This is a genomic window from Kribbella sp. NPDC051936 (assembly GCF_040680955.1).
Classification (GTDB): domain Bacteria; phylum Actinomycetota; class Actinomycetes; order Propionibacteriales; family Kribbellaceae; genus Kribbella.
Map to the genome: position 1 here is coordinate 153,868 of NZ_JBFAXS010000012.1, position 26,189 is coordinate 180,056.

At 69.2% G+C, this 26,189-nt stretch carries 23 protein-coding genes; 8 read left to right on the plus strand and 15 right to left on the minus strand.

Annotation, left to right across the window (positions count from 1 at the left end; translation table 11 throughout):
- Positions 1-3: 3 nt before the first annotated feature.
- The 8 genes from AB0L64_RS36735 to AB0L64_RS36770 form a co-directional block, all read right to left on the minus strand.
- On the minus strand, positions 4-2,001 hold the full coding sequence (locus tag AB0L64_RS36735) for a glycosyltransferase family 39 protein (protein WP_363717594.1): 1,998 nt from the start codon (positions 1,999-2,001) through the stop codon (positions 4-6).
- 1 nt (position 2,002) lies between these two features.
- A complete protein-coding gene (locus AB0L64_RS36740; protein ID WP_363717595.1) occupies positions 2,003-3,220 on the minus strand; it encodes a bifunctional glycosyltransferase family 2/GtrA family protein in 1,218 nt (405 codons plus the stop codon).
- Positions 3,221-3,283: 63 nt separating this feature from the next.
- Positions 3,284-3,676 carry a hypothetical protein gene (locus AB0L64_RS36745; protein ID WP_359931272.1) on the minus strand — a complete coding sequence of 131 codons (393 nt, stop codon included), beginning with the start codon at positions 3,674-3,676 and terminating at the stop codon, positions 3,284-3,286.
- Between the two features lies 1 nt (position 3,677).
- Positions 3,678-4,034, minus strand: a complete 357-nt coding sequence (locus AB0L64_RS36750; RefSeq protein WP_355695178.1) for a hypothetical protein — start codon at positions 4,032-4,034, stop codon at positions 3,678-3,680.
- A gap of 3 nt (positions 4,035-4,037) precedes the next feature.
- A complete protein-coding gene (locus AB0L64_RS36755) occupies positions 4,038-4,706 on the minus strand; it encodes an LLM class flavin-dependent oxidoreductase (protein ID WP_363717596.1) in 669 nt (222 codons plus the stop codon).
- Between the two features lie 72 nt (positions 4,707-4,778).
- Complete coding sequence (gene purB, locus AB0L64_RS36760) at positions 4,779-6,215, minus strand: adenylosuccinate lyase (RefSeq protein WP_363717597.1); 1,437 nt, start codon at positions 6,213-6,215, stop codon at positions 4,779-4,781.
- 15 nt (positions 6,216-6,230) lie between these two features.
- On the minus strand, positions 6,231-6,842 hold the full coding sequence (locus AB0L64_RS36765) for a hypothetical protein (protein ID WP_359931263.1): 612 nt from the start codon (positions 6,840-6,842) through the stop codon (positions 6,231-6,233).
- Positions 6,835-7,323, minus strand: coding sequence for a SigE family RNA polymerase sigma factor (locus AB0L64_RS36770; RefSeq protein WP_363717598.1), 489 nt, complete (start codon positions 7,321-7,323; stop codon positions 6,835-6,837). The genes AB0L64_RS36765 and AB0L64_RS36770 overlap by 8 nt, the downstream gene beginning before the upstream one ends.
- Before the next feature lie 264 nt (positions 7,324-7,587).
- Between AB0L64_RS36770 and AB0L64_RS36775 the strand changes: the two genes are divergently transcribed.
- The gene (locus tag AB0L64_RS36775) at positions 7,588-8,172 is read left to right on the plus strand and encodes a hypothetical protein (RefSeq protein ID WP_363717599.1); all 585 of its coding nucleotides are present in this window, start codon (positions 7,588-7,590) and stop codon (positions 8,170-8,172) included.
- A 61-nt stretch (positions 8,173-8,233) separates the two neighbouring features.
- Here the strand turns inward: AB0L64_RS36775 and purD are convergent, their stop codons facing one another.
- On the minus strand, positions 8,234-9,511 hold the full coding sequence (gene purD / locus AB0L64_RS36780; RefSeq protein ID WP_363717600.1) for a phosphoribosylamine--glycine ligase: 1,278 nt from the start codon (positions 9,509-9,511) through the stop codon (positions 8,234-8,236).
- A gap of 183 nt (positions 9,512-9,694) precedes the next feature.
- Between purD and AB0L64_RS36785 the strand changes: the two genes are divergently transcribed.
- The 3 genes from AB0L64_RS36785 to AB0L64_RS36795 are packed head-to-tail and all read left to right on the plus strand — an operon-like array spanning position 9,695 to position 12,801.
- On the plus strand, positions 9,695-10,543 hold the full coding sequence (locus tag AB0L64_RS36785; RefSeq protein ID WP_363717601.1) for a sugar ABC transporter permease: 849 nt from the start codon (positions 9,695-9,697) through the stop codon (positions 10,541-10,543).
- Positions 10,540-11,382, plus strand: a complete 843-nt coding sequence (locus AB0L64_RS36790) for a carbohydrate ABC transporter permease (protein ID WP_359931249.1) — start codon at positions 10,540-10,542, stop codon at positions 11,380-11,382. Before AB0L64_RS36785 ends, AB0L64_RS36790 begins: the two co-directional genes overlap by 4 nt.
- A gap of 15 nt (positions 11,383-11,397) precedes the next feature.
- The gene (locus AB0L64_RS36795; protein ID WP_363717602.1) at positions 11,398-12,801 is read left to right on the plus strand and encodes an ABC transporter substrate-binding protein; all 1,404 of its coding nucleotides are present in this window, start codon (positions 11,398-11,400) and stop codon (positions 12,799-12,801) included.
- Between the two features lie 608 nt (positions 12,802-13,409).
- Here the strand turns inward: AB0L64_RS36795 and AB0L64_RS36800 are convergent.
- From AB0L64_RS36800 to AB0L64_RS36810, 3 genes are all read right to left on the minus strand, one after another.
- Complete coding sequence (locus AB0L64_RS36800) at positions 13,410-14,399, minus strand: SEC-C domain-containing protein (RefSeq protein WP_363717603.1); 990 nt, start codon at positions 14,397-14,399, stop codon at positions 13,410-13,412.
- A 68-nt stretch (positions 14,400-14,467) separates the two neighbouring features.
- Positions 14,468-15,193 carry a hypothetical protein gene (locus AB0L64_RS36805; RefSeq protein WP_363717604.1) on the minus strand — a complete coding sequence of 242 codons (726 nt, stop codon included), beginning with the start codon at positions 15,191-15,193 and terminating at the stop codon, positions 14,468-14,470.
- A gap of 186 nt (positions 15,194-15,379) precedes the next feature.
- A complete protein-coding gene (locus AB0L64_RS36810; RefSeq protein ID WP_363717605.1) occupies positions 15,380-16,240 on the minus strand; it encodes an alpha/beta hydrolase in 861 nt (286 codons plus the stop codon).
- Between the two features lie 110 nt (positions 16,241-16,350).
- On the opposite strand from AB0L64_RS36810, the gene AB0L64_RS36815 reads away from it, so the two are divergent.
- Both AB0L64_RS36815 and AB0L64_RS36820 read left to right on the plus strand, forming a co-directional pair.
- Positions 16,351-16,749 carry a hypothetical protein gene (locus AB0L64_RS36815; protein WP_363717606.1) on the plus strand — a complete coding sequence of 133 codons (399 nt, stop codon included), beginning with the start codon at positions 16,351-16,353 and terminating at the stop codon, positions 16,747-16,749.
- Between the two features lie 82 nt (positions 16,750-16,831).
- On the plus strand, positions 16,832-17,203 hold the full coding sequence (locus AB0L64_RS36820) for an FKBP-type peptidyl-prolyl cis-trans isomerase (RefSeq protein WP_355484881.1): 372 nt from the start codon (positions 16,832-16,834) through the stop codon (positions 17,201-17,203).
- A 466-nt stretch (positions 17,204-17,669) separates the two neighbouring features.
- On the opposite strand, the gene AB0L64_RS36825 is transcribed toward AB0L64_RS36820, so the two are convergent.
- Complete coding sequence (locus AB0L64_RS36825) at positions 17,670-17,864, minus strand: hypothetical protein (protein WP_363717607.1); 195 nt, start codon at positions 17,862-17,864, stop codon at positions 17,670-17,672.
- Positions 17,865-17,970: 106 nt separating this feature from the next.
- Between AB0L64_RS36825 and AB0L64_RS36830 the strand changes: the two genes are divergently transcribed.
- Both AB0L64_RS36830 and AB0L64_RS36835 read left to right on the plus strand, forming a co-directional pair.
- On the plus strand, positions 17,971-18,585 hold the full coding sequence (locus AB0L64_RS36830) for a hypothetical protein (protein WP_363717608.1): 615 nt from the start codon (positions 17,971-17,973) through the stop codon (positions 18,583-18,585).
- A 10-nt stretch (positions 18,586-18,595) separates the two neighbouring features.
- Complete coding sequence (locus tag AB0L64_RS36835) at positions 18,596-19,813, plus strand: glycosyltransferase (RefSeq protein ID WP_363717609.1); 1,218 nt, start codon at positions 18,596-18,598, stop codon at positions 19,811-19,813.
- Positions 19,814-19,866: 53 nt separating this feature from the next.
- Here the strand turns inward: AB0L64_RS36835 and AB0L64_RS36840 are convergent, their stop codons facing one another.
- The gene (locus AB0L64_RS36840; protein ID WP_363717610.1) at positions 19,867-24,945 is read right to left on the minus strand and encodes an AAA domain-containing protein; all 5,079 of its coding nucleotides are present in this window, start codon (positions 24,943-24,945) and stop codon (positions 19,867-19,869) included.
- Positions 24,942-26,105, minus strand: a complete 1,164-nt coding sequence (locus AB0L64_RS36845) for a M48 family metalloprotease (protein WP_363717611.1) — start codon at positions 26,103-26,105, stop codon at positions 24,942-24,944. Before AB0L64_RS36845 ends, AB0L64_RS36840 begins: the two co-directional genes overlap by 4 nt.
- Between the last annotated feature and the right edge of the window lie 84 nt (positions 26,106-26,189).

The window sequence follows — 26,189 nt, forward strand, 5'->3', positions numbered from 1 at the left end:
TTCTCAGGCTCCTGTTCCGGTGGAGAGGTCGTAGACGGTGGTGTTGCCGACGGTTTGGGACTGGAAGGTCTCGCTGACCCAGGTGGCGATCTCGCTGGAGGTGCCGTCGCGGCCGCCCATCATTCCGCCGCCGCTGCCGATGAAGTAGTGAATCTTGCCCTGGGCAACCAGTTCTTTGAACTCGCCGAGCGACGGCGCCGGGTCGGTCCCGTTGAATCCGCCGATCGCCATGATCGGCTCGCCGGACGCGATCTGCAGCGGCGCAGCGCCGTTCGCGGTCACCGATGCGGCGGCCCAGGTGTAGTCCTTCGCCCCCTGCTGCAGCAGCGTCACCAGCTCGCTCGAGACACTGCTGATCCCGCCGCCACCAAGGAATCCGCCGACACCACCAGCCCCACCCTGCTGCTGCGTAGTACCAGTTCCAGTCCCAGGCTGCTGCGCAGTGCCGCCCGGCGGCGTACCCATTCGCCCGCCGCCGAACCCACCACGCCCGCCGCCCATCATCCCGCCGGAACCCGACGGCCCAGCCGACGGCAGTGCGCCGGCATGCGCCGCACTGATGGTCTCGACCGAGTACGCCGTCGGCCCGGCCAGTGCGCTCACCGCGAGCAGCGTGGCAGCGAACAGCCCCGCCCGCCGAGCCGCCGTACGACGCAGCTTCAACTCCGGCAGCAGCATCAACAACCCGGCCGCCACCACACCGGCGGCGAGAACCACCCAGCGCAGCCAAGGCTGCCACGAAGGCGTCTGGTTCAGCAGCGCGAAGCTCCACCCGGCCGTCAGCACGATCCCACCGGCCAACGTTGTCCGCGGCAACCATTCCGCCCGGCGCCGCCACAGCACCGCCATCGCCGCCCCGATCAACGCCCCGATCGCCGGCGCCAGCGCAATCATGTAGTAGCTGTGAATGATGCCCTGCATGTAGCTGAACACCAGACCGGTGACGACCAGCCAACCACCCCACAGCAGCGCGAACGCGCGCTTCCGGTCGGTCCGCGGCGCTTTGCCCGCGGCAACGACGAGCACGACGGTCGCGATCAGGGCCGCCGGTAGCAGCCAGGCGATCTGCGAGGCGAACTCACCGCCGAACAACCGCTGTACGCCGGCCGCGCCGCCCCAACCGGGGTTACCTGCACCGCCGCCGACCGAGCCGGTCTCGTTGCCGTTCAACCGGCCGAGCCCGTTGTAGCCGAGCGTCAGCTCGAGAATGCTGTTGGTCGAGGACCCACCGATGTACGGGCGGGCCGAGGCCGGCAGCAACTCGACGATCGCGACCCACCAGCCGGCGCTGACGATCAGCGACACCGTCGCCAGCACGAGATGCACCAGACGCTTCCCGAGAGCCGGCTTCCCGGCCACCAGATAAGCAATCCCGAACGCCGGCAGGATCAGGAACGCCTGCAGCATCTTCGTCAGGAACCCGAAGCCGACCAGCGCACCGGCCAGCATCATCCACCGCGCCGCGTGCTTGGTCGAGTCGATCGCCCGCGTCACGGCCCACGCGCCGGCGCACAGCAGCAGGATCAGCAGCGCGTCCGGGTTGTTGAAGCGGAACATCAGGACCGCGACCGGTGTCAGCGCGAGAATCGCCCCGGCCAGCAAACCGGCGTTCGCGGAGAACCAGCGCCGTACGGAGACGTACACGAAGCCGACGCTCGCGACACCCATCAGCGCCTCGGGGACGAGCATGCTCCAGGTGTTGAACCCGAAGATCCGCCCCGACAGTCCCATCACCCACAGCGAAGCGGGTGTCTTGTCGACGGTGATGAAGCTCGACGAGTCGAAGGACCCGAAGAACCAGGCCTTCCAGCTCGTCGACCCGGCCTGTACGGCGGCCGCGTAGTACTCGTTGGCGTACCCGTTCTTGGACAGGCCCCACAGATAGGCGATCGCGGTCAGCGCGAGCAGGCCGCCGTACAGCACCTTGTCGCGACTCAACGTGTACGGCGTACTGATCGCGCGAGGCTTGGTGGCCTCGACGGGATCGGACAAAGTGGTCATGTCAATTGCTCCGGGTGTTCTCGAGAACCGGCGGTTCGAAGGTGGGCAAGGTAGGCGCGTCGTCGTCGAACACCCACGTCTGGAAGAGGCTGAACCGGACCACGGTGGCGGCCAGGTTCGCGATGGTGAGGACGGTGATCTCCACCGCCTGGTGCGGCGCGGAGACCGCGGTGTGCAACAGCCACAGCGACGCGGCGGTCAGGCTCCAGCCGATGCCGAAGGTGACCAGGCCGCGCAGCTGATGCCGCCAGCGGCCTTCCACCCCACGCACCCCGAACGTGATCCGCCGGTTGAGCGTGGTGTTGCCGACCGCGGTGATGAGCAGCGCCAGCAGGTTCGCGACCTGGGCCGGCATCCCCTGGCGCAGCACGAGATAGAGCAGCGCGTACACCGCTGTGCTCAGCACTCCGACCGCGCAGAACCGCAGCACCCGCGCGGCCATCGCCGTCCGCGGATCGAGGATCCGGGGCCGCCCGTACTGCTGCCGGATCGGCTCCAGGTCGACGCGGCTGCGCATCAGTCTGGCGATCCCCCGCAGATCCTCGCCGACCGTCTTCGCGATCGCGACCCGGGAGTCCAGGTCGTCCACCCAGTCCACCGGCACCTCGTGGATCCGCAGGCCGGCCTTCTCGGCCAGCACCAGCAGCTCGGTGTCGAAGAACCAGCTGGTGTCTTGAACGAGCGGCAGCAGCTCCTGCGCCACGTCGGCCCGAATCGCCTTGAAGCCGCACTGCGCGTCCGAGAAGTGTGCGCTCAACGTTGCCCGCAGCAACAGGTTGTACGAGCGTGAGATGAACTCCCGCTTCGGCCGCCGGACCACCCGGGAGCTCTTCGCGAGCCTGGTGCCGATGGCAACATCACTGTGCCCGGCGAGCAGCGGCGCGACCAGCGGCAGCAGCGCGTTCAGGTTGGTGGACAGGTCGACGTCCATGTAGGCGAGCACCTCGGCGGTGCTCGCGGACCAGACCTGTTTCAGCGCCCGGCCGCGCCCGGACTGCTCGAGCCGGACCACCCGGACCCCGGGCAGCTCGGCGGCGAGCAGCGCGCCGATCTCAGAGGTCGCGTCGGTACTTCCGTTGTCCGCGATGCAGACCTCGGCCGAAAACGGGAAAGCGGTGTCGAGGAACTCCCGCAACCGTCTGATGTTCGGTCCGAGGTCGTTCTCCTCGTTCTTGACGGGTACGACGATCTCGACCCGAGGGTGACCTGGAATCTGCATGCCACCGATGCTGTCCGGCCAAGCTGAGCCAGCCCCTGTGTGTGGCTGGCAGTTGGCTGGGAGTTACCGGGTGCGACGGAGCCAGAGCAGGCCGAGTACGGGCAGGAGCAGCGGGACGAAGCCGTAGCCCTGGCCGAAGTGCGACCACACGGTCGCGTCCGGGAAGTCGTCCGGTACGGCGTAGCTGAACGCGCCGATCGCGATCACCCCGATCAGCTCGATCGCGATCGCGGCCGTGGCGACCTTGCGGGACACCGGTGTCGCCTTCGCCAGCGCGAACGTCGCGGCGCAGTAGATGACCGCGGCAACGGCCGACAGCAGGTACGCGATCGGCGCCTCGTCGAACTTGGTCGCGATCTGTACGCCGGCGCGAGCGGTCGCGGCCAGCGCGAACACGCCGTACACCGCGATCAGGATCCTCCCCGGCCCGTGCTTCGTGGCCGCCGGATCCGTCACCTCAGACCGCCCACAGGTCGTGCAGCCGCAGCTCGAGGATCGGGATCACCAGACAGGCGATCGCCAGCGCACCCGCGCCCCACCGGCTGCTCTCGGCCAGCGCCCAGAACGCACCGATCGGCAGGATCAGCAGCGACCCGATCAGGTACCCGACGAAGAACGGCCCGGACACATCCCGGTCTGTGCCGCTCAGCTGCACGATCCCGACGACCAGTTGCGCGACCAGCAGGACCTCGACCACGCCGAGCACGCCCAGCACGGTCCAGTCGATCCGCTTGTTCCGCGCGGCCAGTACGAGGGCGTACACCATCGCAGCGAGCGACAACCCGACGAGAGCCCAGGTGAGCGGTGCGAACACGCGTTAGAGGATGTCACACCCCACTGGCGACTCCTGCCTCGGCAACACCTCGGCGGCTACCCGCTGGATCTGCTCGGACAGCCGGTCCGGTGGAAAGAGCCACAATCCAAGGGAATCCGCGCCCGCGTCCAGCAGTGCCCGCAAGCGATCGGCGACCTGATCCGGTGTCCCCGCCGCGGCGAACTCGTCCACCCAGCGGTCCGGAACAACCAACGACTCTCCTGGCGCGAGCGCGTCGATCGCCGCGAGCACCTCGTCGGCGTACTGCGAGCGCGACACCAGCGCCGAGCGCGACTCCGCCACCAGGAAGAACCCGACCGCAGCGCGCACAGCCTCCCGCGCCACCGCAGGATCGTCGTCGACAGCCGCCAGAACGTACGCCGTCACCGGCACCGATCCCGTCAGCTCGCGAGCCCACCGGAGGTAGCTCGGTCCGGCCAGCACCGACAGCAGCACGCCGTCTGCCACTTCGCCACCGGCGCGCAACGCCCGCTCGTTGACAGCTCCCAGCCAGATCTCCGGTACGTCGGCCGGCGGCAGATCAAGCGTGATCCCGTGGAACTCGTGTGCGGCCGTCCGCCGATCAACCGTCTTCCCCGCGAGCAGATCGCGCAGCACGGCGATCGTCTCGCGGTCAGCGAGCGGTCGGGCATCAACCCCATCCCGCTGCATGCCACACCTCGCTAACCGGACTATGGTCCACTTAACTTAGTGGACCGCGGTCCGGTTATCAAGGGCGGTGCGTCAGAGGATGTCCCCCGGGGTGTAGGCAGCCGCCTCCGGGTAGCGCTTGGCGAGCTCGTCGATCTTGGCGACGACCGCGCCGACCTGGGCGACGGCCGCGCCGGTGAAGGACAGCGGCTCGCCGACGATGCCGACGATCTGCTCCTCGGTGAGACCCAGGCGGCCGTCGGCGCCGAGGCGGTGGAACAGGTCGTTCGCGGCCAGGCCCTTGCGCAGGTCCAGCGCGGTGGCGACCGCGTGCTCCTTGATCACCTCGTGGGCGGTCTCCCGGCCGACGCCGTTCTTCACCGCGGCCATCAGCACCTTGGTCGTGGTCAGGAACGGCAGGTACCGCTCGAGCTCACGGCTGATGACGGCCGGGTACACCCCGAACTCGTCGAGCACGGTCAGGAACGTCTCGAACAGCCCGTCCAGCGCGAAGAACGCGTCCGGCAGCGCGACCCGCCGGACGACGGAGCAGAAGACGTCGCCCTCGTTCCACTGGTTGCCGGCCAGCTCGCCGGCCATGGACGCGTAGCCGCGCAGGATCACCGCGAGCCCGTTCACCCGCTCGCAGGACCGGGTGTTCATCTTGTGCGGCATCGCCGAGGAGCCGACCTGGCCCTCCTTGAAGCCTTCGGTCACCAGCTCGTGCCCGGCCATCAACCGGATCGTGGTCGCCAGGCTCGACGGCCCCGCGGCCAGCTGGACCAACGCGGACACGACTTCGTAGTCGAGCGACCGCGGGTACACCTGGCCGACGCTCGTCAACGTGTGGCTGAACCCGAGGTGCTGGGCGATGTCCTGCTCCAGCTCCTCCAGCTTGGCCGGGTCACCGCCGAACAGGTCCAGCATGTCCTGCGACGTACCCACCGGGCCCTTGACGCCGCGCAGCGGGTACCGCTCGATCAGCTCCTCGAGCCGGGCGATCGCGACCAGCAGCTCGTCGGCGGCCGACGCGAACCGCTTGCCCAGCGTCGTCGCCTGCGCGGCCACGTTGTGCGAACGCCCGGTCATCACCAGCGCCGCGTGGTCGGCGGCCAGCTGACCCAGCCGTACGGTGGTCGCCACCGCGCGGTCCCGGACCAGCTCCAGGCCGGCGCGGATCTGGAGCTGCTCCACGTTCTCGGTCAGGTCACGACTCGTCATCCCCTTGTGGATGTGTTCGTGCCCGGCGAGTGCGCTGAACTCCTCGATCCGCGCCTTCACGTCGTGCCGCGTGACCCGCTCGCGGTCCGCGATCGACGCCAGGTCGACCTGGTCGATCACCCGCTCATAGTCCTCGACGACCCCGTCCGGCACCGTCACCCCGAGCCGGCTCTGGGCCTTCAGAACGGCGACCCAGAGCTTCCGCTCGAGCACGATCTTGTGCTCCGGCGACCACAGCTCCGCCATCGACGGACTGGCGTAGCGCGCGGCGAGAACGTTCGGGATCCGGGGTTTGGTCACGAACCCCATTCTCCCAGATGAGCTCTAGCTGACGGTCACCAGACCGCAGAGCAGCGCACCGGACAGCGTGCAGACTCGGTACGAGCCGGCGGGCAGGTTCTTCGGCATGGCCAGCGTGTACGGGCCGGGGCCGTTGTACGACGGCATCGCGATGCCCATCTCGCCGCCCATCCGGATCGCGTACGGCGTGGTGGCGTCGCCCGGGATCTTCGCGACCAGCGTGTACAGCGCGACATCCGGCTTGGACGCCGACGACAGCGAGAACGTCGCGGCGCGGACCTGCTTGTCCGGGAACGTGGCGACGAACTGCCCGCCGGCCGCCGCGACCGTGGACTTCAGCCCGAGCGCGCCAGCCTTCGGGGACGGCTTGGTGGACGGGATCGTCTCGACCTTGGGCGGAGCGACGGCGTTCGTCGGCACCGGGCTCTCGGCCACGGGCACGTTGTTCGCCGCCGGACGGAGCGTGGGGACGATCGCGACGGCGCCGACCACGGCGGCCGCGCCGATCACGGTCAGACCGGCGGTCCGGCGGCGCTTGCGCGTCCGGGCCGTGGTCAGGACGGAGTCGAAATCTCCGGTCGACTCGGCGGCGCGGCGGTCGGCCAGCGCCTGCAGGTCGTCCTGCAGATCAGGCATGGTCGTCACTCCTCAACAGCAATGAATCGGACAGGGTGTCCCGGGCGCGGGACAGGCGCGACTTCACCGTGCCTTCCGCGATCCCGAGGGCGTCGGCCACCTGAGCCACGCTCAGGTCACAGACGTAATGGAGGACGACGACCTGCCGGGTCGGCATCGGCAGGCCGGCGAGAGCCCGCTCGAGATCACCGGAATACCGGTCGGCGGGGTCCGGGACGTGCTCGGCCGGCAGCCGGTGGAACAGCTGCATGAACCGGTTGCCGTCCCGGTGCCGGTTGGCGGCCAGCCGCAGCGCGACCAGTCGCACCCAGGCTTCCGGAGCCTCGTACCGCGACACCTTCTCCCAGCGGGGCACGAGCCGGACGAACGCCTCCTGGACGATGTCCTCGGCCTCGGCACGTGACCCGGTCAGCAGCGAGATCACGCCCACCAGCCGCGGCTGATGAGCGCTGTAGAACTCCCGCAGCCCCTCCGTCTCCATACCCACCTACACCCCCGACCCACCGATCCGGTTCCCTGAATCCGTGACCCTATCCAAAATCACTCCGAGTACCTGATCCAGTGGACCACGGACGAGGCCGCTCGGCTCCTCGGCGGAGGCAGGGGCCCGGTGGGATCGGGTCCATGGACCTGGCGATCAGGGCCGTTCGGTGCCTGTTCGGGGTGGGGTGCGCGGGCGAACACTCGGAGTGCAGATCAATCACACTCCGCGGCCCCGAGGACCGCGGCCCGAAAGGAACCCGCCATGCGCCGCAAGACTTTCGACGCGCTGCTCACCTCAGCCGGACTCGTCCTCGCCATCGTCCTGGGCGCTGCCGGCGGACTGTTGCTGTGGGCACACAACTTCGTCGACAACCAGGTCCACAGCCAGCTCGCCGCCCAGCAGATCTACTTCCCGAAGGCCGGCAGCGAGTCGCTCGAGGACCCGGCCGTCAAGCCGTACCTGTCCAAGTACGCCGGTCAGCAACTGGTGAACGGCGCGCAGGCCGAGGCCTACGCCAACCACTACATCAGGGTCCACATCAACGAGATGGCCGGCGGCAAGACCTACGCGCAGCTGTCCGAGGAGTCGCGGGCCAACCCGAACGACGAGAAGCTGGCCGGCCAGGTGCAGACCGCCTTCCGCGGCGAGACCCTGCGCGGCCTCCTGCTGAACGCCTACGCCTTCTGGAAGATGGGCCAGATCGCTCTGATCGCCGCGATCGCCGCCTTCGCCGCGGCCGGCATCCTGCTGATCCTGTCGATCCTCGGGTACGCCCACCTGCGGACGGTGCCCGCCGACGCCGAGGTCCTGCCGAAGCTGGCCGGGCCGACGCCGCACACCGCCTGACCTCCACGACAGACAGAGCCGCCGGCCGCGCCTGGGCCGGCGGTTCTGTCGCGTCCGGACCTCAGACGGTGATCTCGCCGCGCTCGGCCTTCAGCGCGATGTCGGTGCGGTACTGGGAGCCCTTGATCCGGATCTGACCGACCGCGGCGTACGCGCGCTGCCGGGCCTCGGCGAGATCCTTGCCGACGGCGCTGACCGCGAGCACACGTCCCCCGGCCGTCACCAGTTCGTCGTCCTCGAGCGCCGTCCCCGCGTGGAAGACGCGGACCGTGTCGCTCTCGGCCTGCTCGATCCCCGTGATGACGTCGCCGTTGCGCGGGCTCGACGGGTACTTCTTCGCGGCGACCACCACCGTGACCGCGGACGCGTTCCGCCAGCTCAGCTCACCGTGATCGGCGAGCTTCCCGGTGGCCGCGGCGTACAGCAGACCGCCGAGCGGGGTCTTCAGCATCGGCAGCAGCGCCTGCGTCTCCGGGTCTCCGAAGCGGCAGTTGAACTCGATCACCCGGACACCGCGGGAGGTCAGCGCGAGTCCGGCGTACACCAGGCCGCTGAACGGCGTTCCGCGGTGGCGGAGCTCGTCGACGGTCGGCTGCAGCACGTTCTCGAGGATGTCGGCGACCAGGTCGTCCGGCGCCCACGGCAGCGGCGTGTAGGCGCCCATGCCGCCGGTGTTCGGGCCCTCGTCGTTGTCGCCGAGGCGCTTGAAGTCCTGCGCCGGCTGCATCGGCAGCACGGTCGTACCGTCGGTGATCGCGAACAGCGACACCTCCGGGCCGTCCAGGAACTCCTCGATCAGCACCTGGTCACACTCGGCCGCGTGCGCGAGCGCCGCCTCGCGGTCCGACGTGACCACCACGCCCTTGCCCGCGGCCAGCCCGTCGTCCTTCACGACGTACGGCGGGCCGAACGCGTCGATCGCCGTCGCCGCCTCCTCGGCCGTCGTGCAGACGTACGCGCGGCCGGTCGGCACGCCGGCGGCGGCCATCACGTCCTTCGCGAACGCCTTCGAGCCCTCCAGCTGAGCGGCCTCGCGGGACGGGCCGAAGACCGCGATCCCGGCCTCCCGGAGCGGGTCGGCGAGGCCGGCCACCAGCGGCGCCTCCGGGCCGACGACCGCCAGGTCGACGGCCAGCTCCCGCGCCAGCGCGACCACCGCGTCGTGGTCGGAAATGTCCACCGGACGGCAAACGATCGTTTGCCCTTCGTACGCCGGGCGCAACGCGGCGATGCCAGGGTTGCCCGGGGCCGCCACCACCTGCTCGACCTCGGAATCCTGGGCCAGCGCCCAGGCCAGTGCATGCTCGCGGCCACCCGAGCCGATCACCAAGACCTTCACGGGCGCTCAGCCTAGCGTGCCTCGCGGTAAAGGCCCCCGGCGGTGTAAGACTGCGCTCTTACTGGAGGTAAAGGATTGACTACAACAAGCTTACCGGTGGGTGCTCGCCGCCGTCCGGCCCCGGCTCCGCCAGGTCCGTCCACACCCGGACGAGCCGCCCGTGCGTCCCTGCTGTCCTGGCTGATGCTCGTGCCCTGCCTGGTGGTGTTCGCGCTGTTCATCATCTGGCCGCTCGGCAAGTCGGTCTCGCTGTCGCTGCACGGCTCCGACCTGTTCGGCCGGCCGGACGCGTACGTCGGGCTGCAGCACTACAAGGACATGCTCGGGTCCGCCGAGTTCCGGCACATCCTCTGGGTGACGTTCGCGTTCGTGCTGCTGACTGTCGTCCCGGGTGTCCTCGGCGCGCTCGCCGTCGTGCTGCTGCTCGAGCAGCACATCAAGGGCATCCGGATCTTCCGGACCGCGTTCGCGCTGCCGTTCGCGTTCTCGGTCGCCAGCGCGTCGGTCATCTTCGCCACCATCTACAACCCGGCGATCGGGCTCGCCAACGGCCTGCTCGGCCGGTTCGGCGTCGACCGGATCGGCTGGCTGACCGACCCCTCGTGGGCGCTGATCAGCGTCTCGATCACCACGGTGTGGATGAGCGTCGGGTACAACGTGCTCGTCCTGTCCGCGGGCATCGGCGCGATCCCGACCGAGATCAACGAGGCCGCCACGCTCGACGGCGCCGGCGGTTTCCGCGCGGCGCGGTACATCACGATCCCGCTGCTCGGCCCGCAGCTGTTCTTCCTGGTTGTGATCTCCACGATCCAGTCCCTGCAGGGCTTCGGGCAGATCAAGATCCTGACGCCCGAGGGCGGCCCGGAGCAGTCGACGAAGACGCTCGTCTACTCGATCTACCACACCGCGTTCGCGAACAACGCCAGCGACTTCGGCGCCGCGTCCGCGCAGGCGATCGTGCTGCTGGTGATCCTGCTCGCCTGCACGGCGATCCAGTTCGGCGTCCTGGAGAGGCGGGTGCACTACAAGTGAGGCCGGGTCGTGTCGTCACCTACGTGGTCCTGATCGGGGCCGCGCTGCTGGTGATCTTCCCCGTGTACTACGTGATCGCCGGGTCCGTCATGGCGCCCGGGCAGATCTCGTCGTACCCGCCGGACCTGTTCCCGCACGGGATCTTCACCGGTAACTACCAGGGCGCGACGTCGTCGGGGACGCCGATCGGGCAGCAGTACGTGAACTCGATCCTGCAGACCTCGATCATCACGCTCGCGCAGCTGATCACCAGCGTGCTCGCGGCGTACGCGTTCGTCTTCATGAAGATGTGGGGACGCAGCGTCCTGTTCGGGCTCTTCCTGGCCACGCTGATGGTGCCCTGGGAGTCGATCGTGCTGCCGAACTACCTGACCATCACCGGCTGGTCGATCGGCGGCGAGCGGCTGACCGCGTCGTACGCCGGGACGATGATCGCGCTGGTGCTGCCGTTCCTGGCGAACGCGTTCGGGGTGTTCCTGCTCCGGCAGTCGTTCCTGCAATTCCCGGCCGAGCTGCGCGACGCGGCCACGATCGACGGCTGCGGGCACTGGCGGTTCCTGCGGCGGATCCTGCTGCCGCTGAACAAGCCCGCGCTGATGGCGGTCGGGCTGTACGTGTTCCTGTCCGCGTGGAACCAGTTCTTCTGGCCGTTGCTGATCGGCGACTCGGCGTCCCGCCGTACCTTGCAGATCGGCATCAGCCAGCTCAACGACGCGGAGGCCGCCGACCCGGGACTCATCCTGGCCGGCGTCACGCTGTCCATCCTGCCCACGCTGGCCATCGTGGTCTTCGGCCAGCGCTTCATCGTCCGCGGGCTGACCGCGGGTGCGATTCGCTGAGAAAGGTTGATGCTGATGAGATCCGTCCGACGTACGGCGGGTGCCGCGTCCCTGCTGGCGGTGCTGGCTCTGGTCGCCGCCGGTTGCGGTGGCGACTCCTCGAATGACGACTCCGGCAGCGGGGCGCTGGACGCCCCGGACGCGAGCGCGCTCGACAAGGCGAGCGGGGTCACGAAGGTCACCTTCTGGCACGGCATGAAGGGCGCGAACGGCGCCGCCGTCGACAAGCTGGTGAAGGCGTTCAACGCCGCGAACTCCGGGAAGATCGAGGTCACCGCGGTCTACCAGGGTGACTACGACGACACGATCACGAAGTACAAGACCTCGGTGCAGCAGGGGAACACGCCGTCGGTCGTGCAGATCTACGACATCGGGTCGCGGTTCATGATCGACTCCAAGCAGACCGTGCCGGTGCAGAAGTTCGCCGACAAGGACGGCTACACGCTGGACTCGATCGAGCCGAACATCGCGAACTACTACAGCATCGACGGCAAGCTGAACTCGATGCCGTTCAACACGTCGATGCCGTTGCTGTACATCAACAAGGAAGCTTTCGTGAAGGCCGGCCTCGACCCGAACAAGCCGCCGGCGAACCTCGACGAGATCATGGCAGCGGCGAAGAAGCTGACGATCAAGCAGGGCGGGAAGACCGTCCAATACGGCTTCAACGCGGCCATCTACGGGTGGTTCATGGAGCAGCTGATCGCCCAGTCCGGGACGACGTACTGCGACAACGACAACGGCCGCAAGGACCTCGCGACGAAGGTGAACTTCGCCGACGAGCAGGGCGTGAAGGTCGCGACCTGGTACCAGGAGATGGTCAAGCAGGGCCTGATGCCGAACACCGGCAAGAAGACCGACGACGCGCAGGCCGTCTTCAAGTCCGGTACGTCGGCAATGCACCTGGAATCGACCGGATCGCTGCGCGGCTACCTGGACGCGGCGAAGGGCAAGTTCACCGTGCTGACGGCGCCGTTCCCGCACCTCACCGCCTCCGACACCGGCGGCCCGATCATCGGCGGCGCGTCGCTGTGGATCGACGGCCCCGGCCACTCGGACGCCGAGAAGCGCGCCTCGTGGGAATTCGTGAAGTTCGCGTCGTCCCCCGCTCAGCAGGCGGCCTGGCACACCGGCACCGGCTACTTCCCGATCAACAAGAAGGCCCTCGACGAGCCCGAGGACAAGGCCTGGGTGGCGCAGTACCCGCAGTTCACCACCGCGATCACCCAACTCCACAACACCAAGCCCACCAACGCCTCCTCCGGCTGCATCCTCGGCGTCATGCCCCAGGCCCGCAAGGCCGCCGAAGACGGCCTGGAAAAGGCCGTCCTAGGCACCGACCCGACCACCGCCATGAAGGCCGCCGCCGACTCCATCAAGCCCCAAATCGACCAGTACAACAAGACAGTCAAGAAGTAGTCCTATGACAACAGCCGCCCGGAGACAGCTTCTCCAGGCGGCTGTTTGTCTACCCCACGCGTGCTACGCAGGCGCTTACTTCGTCGCTCCGCTCCTCAGCGCACCCGCTACGCGCGCTCCCACCCGCCCCCGCTTGGCGCGGTGCATCTGTTCCCGGCTGACGCCGGGGCCGGTCGGCTGCCGCCGACGAGCTGCGAGCTGGCGCTCGCGTGCGACTGACTGCTAGGCAGGCGCTCTGCGACGGACGACCCTCTTGGACGGGACTGGCGGCGCAGCGGTCAGCGACCGCAGTCGGCAACCGGTGATGTGGAGCGGATGACGGATTGCATCCGGGCGACGGATCACGTTGCCTGGCAAACCCGTAGGCGACATCCAGTTGATATTCCGCGAGACCCCGGCGTCAGGGGCGACCTCGCCGATCGTCCACCGTCCGCGCTCCGCAACACGAACCGGGCGGGCTATGCACCTGGCGGGATCTCGTCGGGGGCGTGCTGGAGTGGGTCAACCCTCGCCGCGCCTCCCACGCGCAAGGAAACGTCGCTCAGCCACTGATCACCGGCAAACCGAAGCCTTTGGTCAGGATCGGCAACGCGCCAGGTGCGGGCTGGCTAGGAGCGTGGGAGGCAGCATTTCTTGTACTTGCTGGTTGAACCGCACCAGCAGGGGTCGTTTCGGCCGGGTGGCCAATTGACCTCGGCGGAGCCCGCCTGCACGAGAGAATCGCTGTAGGCCTGAAGCACATCTCCGTCTAGCTGCATGCTGTCGGTTGCCCTGGCGAATGCCGCGAGGCCATCGGCCGAACCGACCACGGCCGCCAAGCGGACCGCGCCGTGCTCTGCGAAGGATGTGAAGTCTCGCTCTGTCATCGCTCGATGCTCGTCCCACGTCGCGCCACAGTCGGCGACCAGCTGCGGCCAGCGGCTGAGGGCTTCGTCGTACTCCGGCTTTGGCAGGAACATCAAGACCGGCTCGTCGTCCGGCTCGTCCAGCGCATCCAGCAACTCGTCCGCCAGGTCGTCGTGATCGTCGTGCGGCAGTTCAAGCTCGTGGCGCACAGCATGGCGAGCTTGGAGGAGTTCGAATGCCACCATCGCGACCTCGTCGGACGCCGAGGCCGAAGGTTCGGAGTCCAGTTCGTCGTGACGCCGGAGAGCAACGCCCAGTGCCTCCGTCAGCCATGCCTCGGCGGTTTCCGCTCGACCGTTCGACACGAGCACGTCGCTGAGAAGAGTCGCTGCCTCGGAGTCGTGCGTCAGCTGGTCACGCAGAAGCGAGAGTTGCGTCATCGCCTCCTCGTCGCGGCCGGCGAGAAACAGCACGTCCGCGCGAACCGCCATCGGGTAGCACGCCGACTCGTTGCCGGATCGCTCGTAGGCCTCGATACCGCGCTCTGCCAAGGCGATCGCGGCATCTGGCCGGCCGGCATCAGCGGTGATCTCGGCCGCGACGATCAGGGCATAGGAGACATCAGCATCGTCTTTCAATCGGCCATGCTCTACGGCATCGACCAAGGAAGCCGCGAGCAACTCGGGCGACTCGCTGTCGATCGCCTCCTCCGCGATGCGATCGATGTCTTCCGTCGACAACACACCGTTCATGCGCACACGCCACGGTATCAGCGCAGGACCATCCGGCTGGACCTACTGCGAGGGCGGCGAGCAGAAGATCAGTAGTGCCAGTAGTTGCGGCCGTCGGCGTTCCACTCCAGGGGGACTGTAGTGCGGTTGGTGAAGGCCATGCCCAGGCCCTTGGCGAGCTCGACGGTGCGGGTGAGCTGGCCGGAGAAGGCGTGTTGGTTGTCGTCCCACCACTGCTCGTACTGGGTGATGCAGGTTCGGCCGGCGTAGTACGGGTTGGAGCAGGGGTGGGGCGGTAGCCACTTCTGGAGGTGGCGGAAGTTGACCGTCGTGGAGCTGTTGGGGGGTTTGATGGTGCCGGTGGCGTCCAGGCAGTAACCGGTGGTTGGGATGGTCCATTTCACGTAGTGCTGGCGGCTGCCGTCGGACGGGAGGGGCCGCATGTTGATGCAGTTCGTGTCACCGAGGGATTCGGTGGTGACGCGTTGGATTTGCGTGAGTGGGCGGCCGGCGCCGTCGTTGTAGCCCTCGAGGAGGACCCAGTCGTCGTCGTGGACGAAGTGTTCCGCGGAGGCAGGCGGCCAAGCTTTCGGGTCGCCCCAGGAGATGTCGGACTCGGCCGCGGACAGCGGAGTCCAGGCCCACTGACCGGCCGCGGCGCCGCCGGCGAAGTACTGGCCGGCGGCCTTCTCGAACATCAGCGAATACTCCGCGTACGTCTCGGTCGCCGCATCCGAGGTCCGCGGACCGGCCGCCGCGCCAACGGTCGTCAGTACCACCGAGAGACCGATCACCAAGCCAAGCGTTCTGATCACAGACCGTGACTCTAACCCAGTCCCGTCCAAGCCCCCCGCCGCGCCGGTTCCATTGCAGGGGTTCACCTCGCAGATTGTCCCTTCGCCCCTCGCACACAGCAGGTGAAGGGGCAACGGCGAAGGTGAACCCCTGAAATGGCTGGTGCGGGTGGGCCGGGCGGACCAACGCCGCGCCGGCTCGCGGATCTAGCCAAGGACCTCGCGGAGCTTGGCGGCGAACTCCTCGGGCTTGCCGGGCTGGCCGTATTCGTTGCCGAGGAAGCCGCCGTGGTTGCTCGGGAACACGACGGGCGTCAGACCGAGCCGCTCGGCCGCGGCCTTTCCGCCGCGGCCGGCGAGGGCGTTGTGCGACTCCTCGCCGACCCCGACCACGATGCGGTCCCGGACCTTGCCGAGGGCGTCGAAGTCGGGCTGGTACGACGTACAACCGCGCAGGTTCTGCCCGAGCAGCGCATCCGTCCGCGACCCGTCGTCCTCCACCGGCAGGCCGAACATCGCGGGATCCGGCGCGGGCTGCTGGGTGTAGTCGACGGGGATCTCGCCGTCGTACATGACCAGCGCGATGAACTTCGCCATGCCGGGCCCGAGGCCGACGCGCTGGTAGGTCTCGTACATGTCCGCGATCGCGGCCTGCGCGCTCTGGTGGTCCGGGATGATCCCGGCGAGCGGCGGCTCGTGCGCGACCAGCGTGTTGATCAGGTCGGGGCGACGGGCGGCCAGCGCCAGCGCGTTGACCGCGCCGCCGCTGCTCGCGAAGATGTCGACCGGCCCGACGTCCAGGTGGTCGATCAGCGCAGCGAGGTCGGCCGCGTGGTCCTCCGGCGACAGCTCGGTCAGCTCGCCGTCGCGGACACTCCGCTCGACGCCCCGCGGGTCGTACGTCACCACAGTCCGGTCCTCGAAGTACGACGCCAGCGTCGGGAACCCGCTGGCCCCCATCGGCGACCCGATCGTCAGCAGCACCGGCCGCTGCGCCAGGTCCCCACGAACGTCGTACGTCAACGTCGCCCCAGGTACGTCGAGCGTCCGGGTCACAGGCTCCGTCATCACATCTCCCCACGGGTCCGGCCCACCCCCATTGGTCGGCCTATCGGGAGCCTAAACCGTCCGGATCGCCCGGGACAGAAGGCTGATCCGTGAAAGCGAACTGAAAGCCGGTGCGTCTTTCCACAGCCGCTGTCGGCATCGCCACGGCACCTACGGCCAGCGCGGCCACCTGCAATGCCGGCAGCGCCTGCGTCTACCAGACGCTATCCGACGGTTCCAGCAGTCTCCGGTACCAGAACGCCGGCAACGCGACCATCTCGCTCACCACCGGTCCCTACGGCGGCTGGGTCTGGAACAACGGAGTCCGCTACCCCGGCGCCGACCACATCACGCTGACCACGACGTACGGCGGCTACCGCTGGAGGATCTGCCTGCACTACGGTCCCGCCGACCAGAACCAGGGCACCGGCAAGACCACCGCGGCCGCGTTCCAGCCCGGTGAGGTCGTGACCGGTTGGCGATGGCGCGGCGAGTGCGCCTCCGGTGAGGACATCTGGCGCAAGTACTGACGGACAAGCCTGGTGGTTCCGCCCACAGCGGAACCACCGGGGGTACGTCGGCGGTCGGCGGCCGGTCTGCTTAGCTGGGGGTATGACTGAGAAGCCAGAGATCGACTTTCCGGACGGTCCGCCGCCGGCGGATCTCGAGATCACCGACATCACCGTAGGCGACGGCGACGAGGCCAAGGCCGGTTCGCGGGTGAATGTGCACTACGTGGGCGTCGCCCACTCCACCGGCGAGGAGTTCGACGCCTCGTACAACCGCGGCGCCCCGCTGGCGTTCCAGCTCGGCGTCGGCCAGGTCATCCAGGGCTGGGACACCGGTGTCCAGGGCATGAAGGTCGGCGGCCGGCGCAAGCTCGTCATCCCGCCGCACCTCGGGTACGGCGACCGTGGCGCGGGCGGCGCGATCAAGCCGGGCGAGACCCTGATCTTCGTCGTGGACCTGATCAGCGTCAGCTGAGCACACAGACAAACAGCCGGCAGTGACCTCCTGGGTCGCTGCCGGCTGTCTCATGTCGTCACCGGATCGCGGCCGCCCGGATCACCTCCTGACTGACCTTGTTGCCGGCGTCGTCGGTCGCGATCGCCCGCAGCGAGAGGTACGACGCCCCCGTCGGCATACACCCAGTCGCTCGAGTCCGTCGTCTGCGCACGGAGGTCCCACGCGCTCGCCGTCCTCGTTCCTAGCTTCCAGCTCGTCGGCCGGTGCGAACCAGGAGTTCGTCTGCACCGACAGCGGCTTGTAGGTGTGCCGCTCGCCGCGCTGCTCCCAGCTCTGCGGGTGGTTCGTCTGCTCGTACCAGTCCGTCCCCTCCTGCGTGGACACGAAGTCGACCGGCTGGGTCCCGAGGTGGATCGGCTCGGTCACCTGCAGGCACGGCGGCCAGAAACCGATGCGGCAGTCGGCCCGGCTCTCGAACGCGAGCTCACCGGTCGGCCCGACGAACCGGTTGACGACCGTGGCCAGCTCCTAACGGCCCACCCTCGGCCGCCGTCAGCGAGTAGACGGGCAGGTCGGTCCCGCCGGCGAGGTCGTAGTACTGACCGGCACCGCTGTTCACCACGACGAGCAACCGCGCTCCGGCGTCGCGTGCAGCCGCCGCCCGCACGCTGGGCGTCACCCGCTTCCAGCTGGGCCACGAAGCTTCCCGTCGCGGCTGGCTGGGTGTCTGATGTTCCGGTAGTTGTACTCATCCGCCGGACGCGGCGGCCGGATTGACTGGTGGTATGACGACGATGGTTGCCACACGCGCGGTGCGAGCGGACTGGGTCCGGTACGCCGCCGTGCTCGCCAAGGTGCTGCTGTTCGGGTTGTTGCTGTCGGCACTGATCTGGCCGGATCTCAGCGGGATCAAGACAAAGGCCTCGACCGCCCGGCTGATCGTGTACCCGATCGGCGGGATGGTCCTGCCGCTGTGGTGGTGGGCGTACGGACGGACGCGCAGCACGCTGCACCGCAGCTTTCCCTGGGCTGCGGACCTGCTGATGACCCTGCCGTGGCTGATCGACCTGATCGGCAACCGGCTGAACCTGTTCGACACCGTCGACTGGTGGGACGACGCGATGCATTTCGTCCTCTGGGGATTCCTCACCGCCGGAGTGCTGCTGGCCTTCGCGCCCCGCGATCTGTCCCGCCCGATCACCACCTTCGTCGCCCTCGGCTTCGGCGCCACCGCCGCGATCGTCTGGGAAGTCGGCGAGTACGTCACCTTCGTCCGCAACTCGCCCGAGCTCGCGACCGCTTACACCGATACCCTCGGCGACCTGACACTGGGCACCTCGGGCGCCTTGCTGGCCGGCCTCGTGCTGTATCAGTTCCGTAGGAAACCGACCGACAGGTAGGGGATCGCACGTGCGTGTTGTGTTGACGGCTTGGGGATCACGCGGAGATGTCGAACCACTCGTCGCTCTCGCGGTGGCGCTCCGCCAGTTCGGCGCCGAGGCAGTCGTCTGCGCGCCGCCGGACGAGGACTTCGCCGTACTCCTGCGGCGAGCCGAGGTCCCGCTCGTGCCGCTCGGCCCGCCGGTGCGGTCGGTGGTGTCCCGCGCGAAGTCGGCGGCTCGGCCCGACCCGTTCCAACTGGCGTCAGAGCTGGTCGCCGCGCGATTCGAAACACTCAGCGCCGTGGCTGGGGGCAGTGACGCGCTGGTCGCGACCGGGCTGATGCCGGCCGGTGCGCGGGACGTGGCTGACCGGCTCGGCCTTCGCTACGTCCTCGCGTGCTACCACCTCCTCGGACTACCCTCGCGGCACTACTCGCCCGGCGCCCGGCCAGGTACTCCGTCACCGCAGGACGAGACCGACAGGCGCGTGCTGTGGGAGCAGGACGCTCAGCGCGTCAACGCCCTGTACGGCCCCGCGGTGAACAGCCGCCGCGCAACACTCGGCCTACCGCCCGTGGAGAACATCCGGGACTACGTACTGACCGATCAGCCGTGGCTCGCGGCCGACCCGACCCTGTGCCCGTCGAAGGGCCTGACCGAGCTCGACGTCGTACAGACCGGTGCATGGTTCTTGCCGGACGACCGTGCGCTCCCTGCGGAGCTGGAGACGTTCCTGGACGCCGGAGAGCCGCCGGTGTACGTCGGGTTCGGCAGCATGTCCGCGCACGCGCCGCAGGACATCGCCCGCACCGCCGTCGAGGCGAGTCGCCGGCATGGGCGGCGTGTGCTGCTCTCGCGGGGCTGGTCGGAGCTGGACCTGGCCGACTACGGCGACGACTGTCTTGTCATCGGCGAGGTCAACCAGCAAGCGCTCTTCCCTCGACTGGCAGCCGTCGTACACCATGGTGGCGCCGGCACCACGACAGCTGCCGCGCGCGCCGGCGTACCGCAGGTTGTCGTGCCGCTCCTCGGAGACCAGCCGTACTGGGCGTCCCGGGTCGTCGCACTGGGCATCGGTACGTCGTACGAGGGCTCGACGCAGACCGTCGACTCGCTGTCCGACACGCTCGGCGAAGTGTTTGGCCCGGAGATCCGCTCGCGAGCGACAGACGTCGCCGCTGCGATCAAGCCCGACGGCGCGACGGTCGCCGCGCAGCTCCTCATCGACGGCTCAGCCGGCAGCTAGTCGACCGGCCGACTGACCAGACGCACGGCCGCTTCGCCGAACTGCTGCCGAGGTTACTTGTCGGTTGGGCGGTGGAGGGCCTCGAGGAGGTGGGTGAGGACTGCGTCGGGGGAACGAGACCAGTCGGTGGTGAGGACGTGGTGGACTCGCCAGCCGGTGGTCTTCAGGGCGGTCGGGTGGGTGGTGAGACGCTCCAGGAGCGTGTCGGCGGCGACCCGCTCCGGTGTGTCGACGAGCACCGCGAGTCGGTGGCCGACGTCGCCGGGGAGCTTCAGGGCCAGGTCGCAGCGGAAGACGGACTCGCCCACCGCGAGGTCGACCTCCACACCTCGCGCCTCGAGCGCCGCGGCGAGCTGCTCGACGACGGGTATCGGGCGGGCGCCGACCGCGGGCGTGGTCCGCAGGCTGTACGACGCGAGCGCGGACTTGGCGGCGGCCTGGTCACCCCGGGAGACGGCCGCGGCGTACCCCAGGAACCGGCGCAACGTGTTCGCGCCGTCGTTGTAGGTGTTGGTGATCGCGTCGGGCTCGATGCTGCTGACGATGACCATGTGCTCGCGCGCCCGGCTGAAGATCACGTTCAGGCGCTTCTCGCCGCCCGACGTGTTGATCGGGCCGAAGTTCATCAGCATCCGGCCGTCAGGGCCGGCCGCGTAGCAGACGCTCATCAGGATGATGTCGCGCTCGTCGCCCTGCACGTTCTCCAGATTCTTCACGAACAGCCCGGCGTCCTGTTCGCCGTGGGTCCGCACCTGCTCGGCCTCGTACAGCGCGGCGAACGCCGGGTCGTGCTCGGCGAGCTCGTCCAGCGCCCGCTCGATCTCGCCCTGCTGCGCCTCGGAGAACGCCACGATCCCGAGGCTCTTACCGGTCTCGCGCGCCAGCAGCTCCCGCACCAGCGAGGCGATCCATCGCGCCTCGGCCGGATTGGTCCGCCGGACGTACACGCCGTCGACGAGTCGCACCGACGTGATGCTCCCGGCCAGCACGCTGTCGCACACGTCCGACACCGGGGCGTCCGCCTGCATGGTCCACGGCGGCGCGGCGTGCGGTGGCAGGCGGTCCGGAACGGTCGCGAGCTTGCCCTGGTAGAACGCCGCGTTGCTGAACGAGATCAGCGCCTCGGAGCGACTCCGGTAGTGCCACGTCAGCATCGTCGACGCCAGCCGCAGCGCACTGATCGAGAGGAAGCTGTCCTCGGTCAGCGCGATCCCGACCTGCTCGGCGGCCTCGTCGTCCACCTGCAGGTCGTCGCTCTCGGTCCGGACACGGAAGTACTGCGTCGGCGGGAGCTGCATCTGGTCACCGACGACGATCACCTGCGGCGCCCGGTGCAGCGCCGGGATCGCTTCCTCCACGGGGATCTGGCTCGCTTCGTCGTACACCACGACGTCGAACGACGCGGTCAGCGGCAACGTCTCGGACACCGAGGACGGGCTCATCAGCCACACGGGACGCAGGACGGACACGACCTCGCCGGGCGCACCGGATGCGAGGTCGCGGATGGACCGGTACCGCATGACCTTGCCGAACTCGTGCTCCAGCTCGCGCCGCCCGGTCGCGAAGGTCTTCTTGCGCTCGCGATCCTCCGTGGACATACCCGTCACGCTGCGCTCGGAGTGGTCGACCTCGGCGAGGAAACGGCGCCGGACCTGCGCGACGACGACTTCGGCGTTGAGCGCGGTCAGCTCGTCGTACACCATGCTCAGCTCGCCGACGATCGCGTCGACCCGCTCCGAGGACAGCTGCAGCGGCGCGGCCGCACGAGCGCGTTCCCACTCGGCGGCGCACACGGCGTACTCGAGCTGGTCGGGCGTGGCGTCGAGGTGACGGAGTGCCGTCCGGACCGGGGACGGGACGCCGGCGAGGTCGTGGAGCCGGGACGCGACCGCACGGGCGGTCGGGCTCTCGGACTCCAGCCGACCGAGCAGTTCGCGGAGGTCGTCGACCGTCAGCGCGTCCCACTGGTAGGCGAGCAGGTCGCGCGTCGGCGCCTCGGCCTGCTCGAAGCGGTCGGCCAGGCGCGAGAGCTGAGCGGGTGCGCCGTCGCGGAGGACGAAGCGCCAGTCAGGGATGTTCTTGCGCACGGCGGCAAGTTGGTCGATCAGGTGGCGCGGGTCGTCCACGCCCCAGTCGAGCCGGCTCTGTTCGGCGTGTTGTGCCACCGCTGCCGTGGCGGACTGCGCGGCGATCAGGTCGGTGAGGATGTCGGTGACCGACGGCGGTACGGCCCGGGCCGTCGCGTCGAAGCGGCTGCGGACCAGGCTCTGCACCCGGCGCCAATCCCCACTGAGGAAGGAGAACAACCCACCTTCCTTGCTCTGAGCAACTTTCAGCGCGGCCCGCGCATCCGTCGGCGCCAAGGGCTCCTTCCAACCGGCAGCTTCCTTCCATGCAGCCTGCTCGGCGCCCACAAGCTGTTCCCGCTCCGCGGCGGCCGCCGCCAGATCCTGCGCTGCCGGCGAGCGCGGAACGATCGCCTCGACCCGATCCAACGCAGCCAACGGCTCCAGCAACCGCCCAAGCCCCGCCAACTCACGCACGTCGTGCACAGCCACCGCCCCGCCTCCGGCACCCCCTCCGGCCGCGGCTTCGGCTTCGGGAGCGGGGTCGTTCGACAGGTCGATCGCCGCCAGGGCGGTCGCCGCCGCGTCCCACCGGCTGCGGAGCTCACGTGCCGCGGTCGGCAGCTCGGCGTCGTCCCAGCGATCGGCCACGACGAACGCGAGCGAGCTCCGCGCCAGCACCCCGCCGGTCGACGGATCCGCCGCGGCCAGCCCCGTGGCCACCTCTCGGACGACGTCCCGCGCAGCCCACCAGTCCCCGATCGCCGGCAGCCCCACCCCGAACCGTGCGTTCTGCTCGGCGTCCGGCGTCCAGGCGTGCGTGTGCAGTTCGGCCAAGCGATTCACGAGGTCGCGAAGACGAGGGCTGCCGGAGGCCAACTGCTCCTCGTACGCATCGACGGTCGCCAGCAGCCGATCGACGCGCGCCACGAGCTCCGACCGGCGCGCGGTCAGCGCGTCCAGGTCGTCCTCCGCGGACAACCACGACTCGTACGTGTCCCGGAGCCCGTGGACGAACGCCTTCTTGTCGCCCTGCGAGTCGTGGATCAGCGCGCACAGACCGTCCAGCCGCCGGCTCGCCAGCCGCGCATGCACGACGTCCAGCGCGGCCCGCTTCTGGCAGACGAACAGCACCCGCTTCCCGCGCGCGACGAAGTCCGCGATCAGGTTGGTGATCGTCTGCGACTTGCCCGTCCCGGGCGGTCCCTGGATCACGAAGCTCTCGCCGCGCCGCGCCCGCGCGATCGCCGCGACCTGCGAGCCGTCCGCGGGCACCACCAGATGGCGATCGGCCGACGGCAGCTCGGGCAGCACGGTGCCGACCGGCCGGGGCCGGTCCGAGAACAGGTGATCGAACGAGGCCGCGGACTCGCCGGTCGTCAGCAGCTCGTCGTAGTCACGCACCAGCCCCAGCGTCCGGTAGTTGAAGTTCGCCAGCGAGACCGCGCACAGGTCGACGTCCCACGAGTACGGCCCGCCCTCGGTGTCGAGCGAGTACACGTCGGTCTCGATCGCGCCCGGTCGCCGCGGCTCCTCCCCGAGCGCGATCCCGAGCGGCAGGATCTGCTGCGCGATCTGCGTCCGGAAGATCTGCACGCCGAGCGGTTGGTAGTCGGTCCGCCGATAGGAATACGGATACTGCTTCCCGCCGAACCCGGTCGCGACGTTCCCGTGCCGGCGACGGTCGTACGTCCGCAGGCGCGTCATCGCGCGTTGCCGCACCAGGTCGATCCGCGGCTTCTCCCGAAGATGCAGCTGCAGCCCCGGCTCGGTCGCCTGGATCTCCTTCGCGAGCCGCTCGTGCAGCTCCCGCAACGCACCGGGTGCCGACAAGTCGACAGTTTCCGGCAACGAGATCCCGTACAGCTGGCGCAGACTGTGCCGCAGCGTCGGGTTCACCTCGGCGATCGGATCCGTGACGTGCAACGTGTACGAGTCCCGCACGCCGCGTTTCTTCGTCAGCTGCACCTTCGCCAGCACCAACGGCGACGCGAGGCGGGTGTCCCGATCGTTCTTCAGGTCGTGCCAGCGCAGAAACGCCGGCACCAGACGAAGCTGGTCCTGCCCGTAGTCGGCCCGGTCCCGGCGCGCGGTGGAGATCAGTTTGTCCAGCGTGTTCGCGGCGTACGGCGCCTCGTCGTACCGGATCCACTTGCCGAGCGGCTGGGGCTTCTTCAGCAGCGGCCCCGCGAGGTCGTCGCGCCACGTGAACAGCTGCTCCGAGCGGATCGTCCGGACGTCGAGCATCAGCGGGACCGAGACCTCGGTGAGGTTCAGCGTCTGCGCGGTCGCCCGGAAGTTGATCAGCCGGTTCCGCCGGGAGAGGTCGAAGAGCCGGTCGCGGAGCGCGCCGAGCACCGCCGTCCGCCGGTCCGCCGCGCCCCGGACGATCGCCTCGACGTCGAAGTCGAGCGGCTGGTCGCGGTAGTTCTCCAGCTGCTCGATCAGCGAGTGCAGGTCCTGCGCGCGCCGGTGCCGGTCCGGCTCGGCCATCTGCGCCGCGACCGAGACGATCACCGGATGCAGGTCCGGGTCCAGCCGGTACAAGTTGCCTCGGGCATCGATCAGGGCGGCGACGTCCGCGGTTCTGGACAGGTCGAGGCCGCACCCGAGCGCGAGCAGCAGCTGGCCCAGGCTGAAGATGTCGGTGAGCTGGTCGTGGTGCCCGACGACGTGTTCCCAGCTCTGCCATCCGGCCACCAGCGTCGGCGCGGCGATCGCGTCCGGAACCGGCTCGGGCACGACGGTGGTCTCGCGGCCGCCGCTCTCCCCCAGGTCGAGGTCGGCCTGCCGCTGCGCGACCACCTCCACGGCCGACGGCCGCTTCCCTTGCCGGGCGTCGACCTGCTGGGGGGCGAGCGTCGGCCGGCCCGCGTCCTCCGGCGCGAAACCGAGCCTGTTCTGCTCGTCGACCACGATCCGGTCGAGGCCGCGCAGCGGCGCGACCAGCCCGCGCTCGTGCACCGCGGCCGTCTCGTGGAACAGCGGCAGCACGGCCGCGAGCAACGCGTCGTTGCCCAGACCTCCCTGCGAAACGGCCAGCGCGACCAGGTCCTCGGCGCTCATCCGGCCACCTCCGCAGCCTGCACGAAGCGCGTCCGCTGCTTGTCGCTCCACCCGAGCTCGTCGTCCGCGATGTCGACGTACCCAGGCAGCCCGGACCGGCGGGCGACGACCAGCGAGGCGATCAGCCCGGCGTCTCCGGTCTCCGGATCGGCTGTGGCGAGATCGAGCAACAAGTACGACAGGTAGCGTTTGGTGGCCGCGGCCAGCGGGCGTGGTCGCGGCAGCGGCGCACCGTCCACCGGACGCACCGCCAACGGTTCGTCGAAGCGCACAGCGCCCCCTGGCACTCCGAGCGGGCCGGGCGGATCCGCGAAGCCGGCGGCGGCCGCGGCGACAGCATCGGTCCGCAGCCCGTCGGCGTACGCGACCGCTGCCGCGAAGTCCCGGCTCAGCTCGCGCAGCAACACAGCGTCGAGCAGATCAGGCGCGTCCACGTCGAGCGGCCCGGTCACCAGGACCTCGACGTCCTCGCCGTCGAGCCAGTTCTTCAACGCCCAGGCCCGTCCGACCGCCTCCGGGTGCGACATCCCTCGACTGCCCGAGCGGAGATCGAGCGATTCGGCCTGCCGCAGGTACGCCGCGGGGTCCGCCGTGCTCAGACCTGTCTCCAGCTTGAGCAACGCGCGGATCGTGGTGGTCAGGTCACCGCACGCCGTCAACGCGCCCCGGTCCGCGAACAACTCGGTCGCGAGCGACCAGCGGCGATGCGTCTCGAGGTACTGCGACGGGGTCCGCGCGTCACCCGCTGCCGCGTCGAGCAGCCGGTCGACGGCCAGATACGCACCGCTGTCGGCCTGCCACAGCAGCCGATGCGCCAACTCATGGCCGATCACGGCGGTCAGCTCGTCCTCGTCGAGCCGGTCGAGCAACGCCCCTCGGAACAGGATCACGGCCTTGCCGGCCTGGTGCAGGTACGCCGCGTTGGGCTCGCCGCTGACCTGGAAATAGTCGATGTCCGGATCCAGCTCCAGCGCCGCGGCCGCCCGCTGCCCGGCCCGGAACACCGCCGGATGCGCGTCGGTCTCCAGCCGATAGGCATTCCGCAGCAGCAGCTCGTCGAGCGAACCCTCCGGACCGCCATGCAACGCCGTCCACGCACGCTCGTCCACCTGGCGGACGACCGCCAGGACGGACCGGTGATACGCGAGCGCTGACAACATGCCCGCCACCATAACCATCCCGACCGACGAAAACCGATCCGCTTCTGCCGTACGGGGTACGGCAACCCGGCGTACCCCGGTCCG

What these genes read in the sequence shown, in the direction of transcription:
- AB0L64_RS36785 (WP_363717601.1), top strand. Translation starts at nt 9,695, where the DNA reads ATGCTCGTGCCCTGCCTGGTGGTGTTCGCGCTGTTCATCATCTGGCCG.
- AB0L64_RS36810 (WP_363717605.1), bottom strand. Translation starts at nt 16,240, where the DNA reads ATGACGGAGCCTGTGACCCGGACGCTCGACGTACCTGGGGCGACGTTG.
- AB0L64_RS36795 (WP_363717602.1), top strand. Translation starts at nt 11,398, where the DNA reads ATGAGATCCGTCCGACGTACGGCGGGTGCCGCGTCCCTGCTGGCGGTG.
- AB0L64_RS36800 (WP_363717603.1), bottom strand. Translation starts at nt 14,399, where the DNA reads ATGAACGGTGTGTTGTCGACGGAAGACATCGATCGCATCGCGGAGGAG.
- AB0L64_RS36735 (WP_363717594.1), bottom strand. Translation starts at nt 2,001, where the DNA reads ATGACCACTTTGTCCGATCCCGTCGAGGCCACCAAGCCTCGCGCGATC.
- AB0L64_RS36840 (WP_363717610.1), bottom strand. Translation starts at nt 24,945, where the DNA reads ATGAGCGCCGAGGACCTGGTCGCGCTGGCCGTTTCGCAGGGAGGTCTG.
- AB0L64_RS36820 (WP_355484881.1), top strand. Translation starts at nt 16,832, where the DNA reads ATGACTGAGAAGCCAGAGATCGACTTTCCGGACGGTCCGCCGCCGGCG.
- AB0L64_RS36845 (WP_363717611.1), bottom strand. Translation starts at nt 26,105, where the DNA reads ATGTTGTCAGCGCTCGCGTATCACCGGTCCGTCCTGGCGGTCGTCCGC.
- AB0L64_RS36755 (WP_363717596.1), bottom strand. Translation starts at nt 4,706, where the DNA reads ATGCAGCGGGATGGGGTTGATGCCCGACCGCTCGCTGACCGCGAGACG.
- AB0L64_RS36765 (WP_359931263.1), bottom strand. Translation starts at nt 6,842, where the DNA reads ATGCCTGATCTGCAGGACGACCTGCAGGCGCTGGCCGACCGCCGCGCC.
- AB0L64_RS36775 (WP_363717599.1), top strand. Translation starts at nt 7,588, where the DNA reads ATGCGCCGCAAGACTTTCGACGCGCTGCTCACCTCAGCCGGACTCGTC.
- AB0L64_RS36770 (WP_363717598.1), bottom strand. Translation starts at nt 7,323, where the DNA reads ATGGAGACGGAGGGGCTGCGGGAGTTCTACAGCGCTCATCAGCCGCGG.
- AB0L64_RS36740 (WP_363717595.1), bottom strand. Translation starts at nt 3,220, where the DNA reads ATGCAGATTCCAGGTCACCCTCGGGTCGAGATCGTCGTACCCGTCAAG.
- purB (WP_363717597.1), bottom strand. Translation starts at nt 6,215, where the DNA reads ATGGGGTTCGTGACCAAACCCCGGATCCCGAACGTTCTCGCCGCGCGC.
- AB0L64_RS36830 (WP_363717608.1), top strand. Translation starts at nt 17,971, where the DNA reads ATGACGACGATGGTTGCCACACGCGCGGTGCGAGCGGACTGGGTCCGG.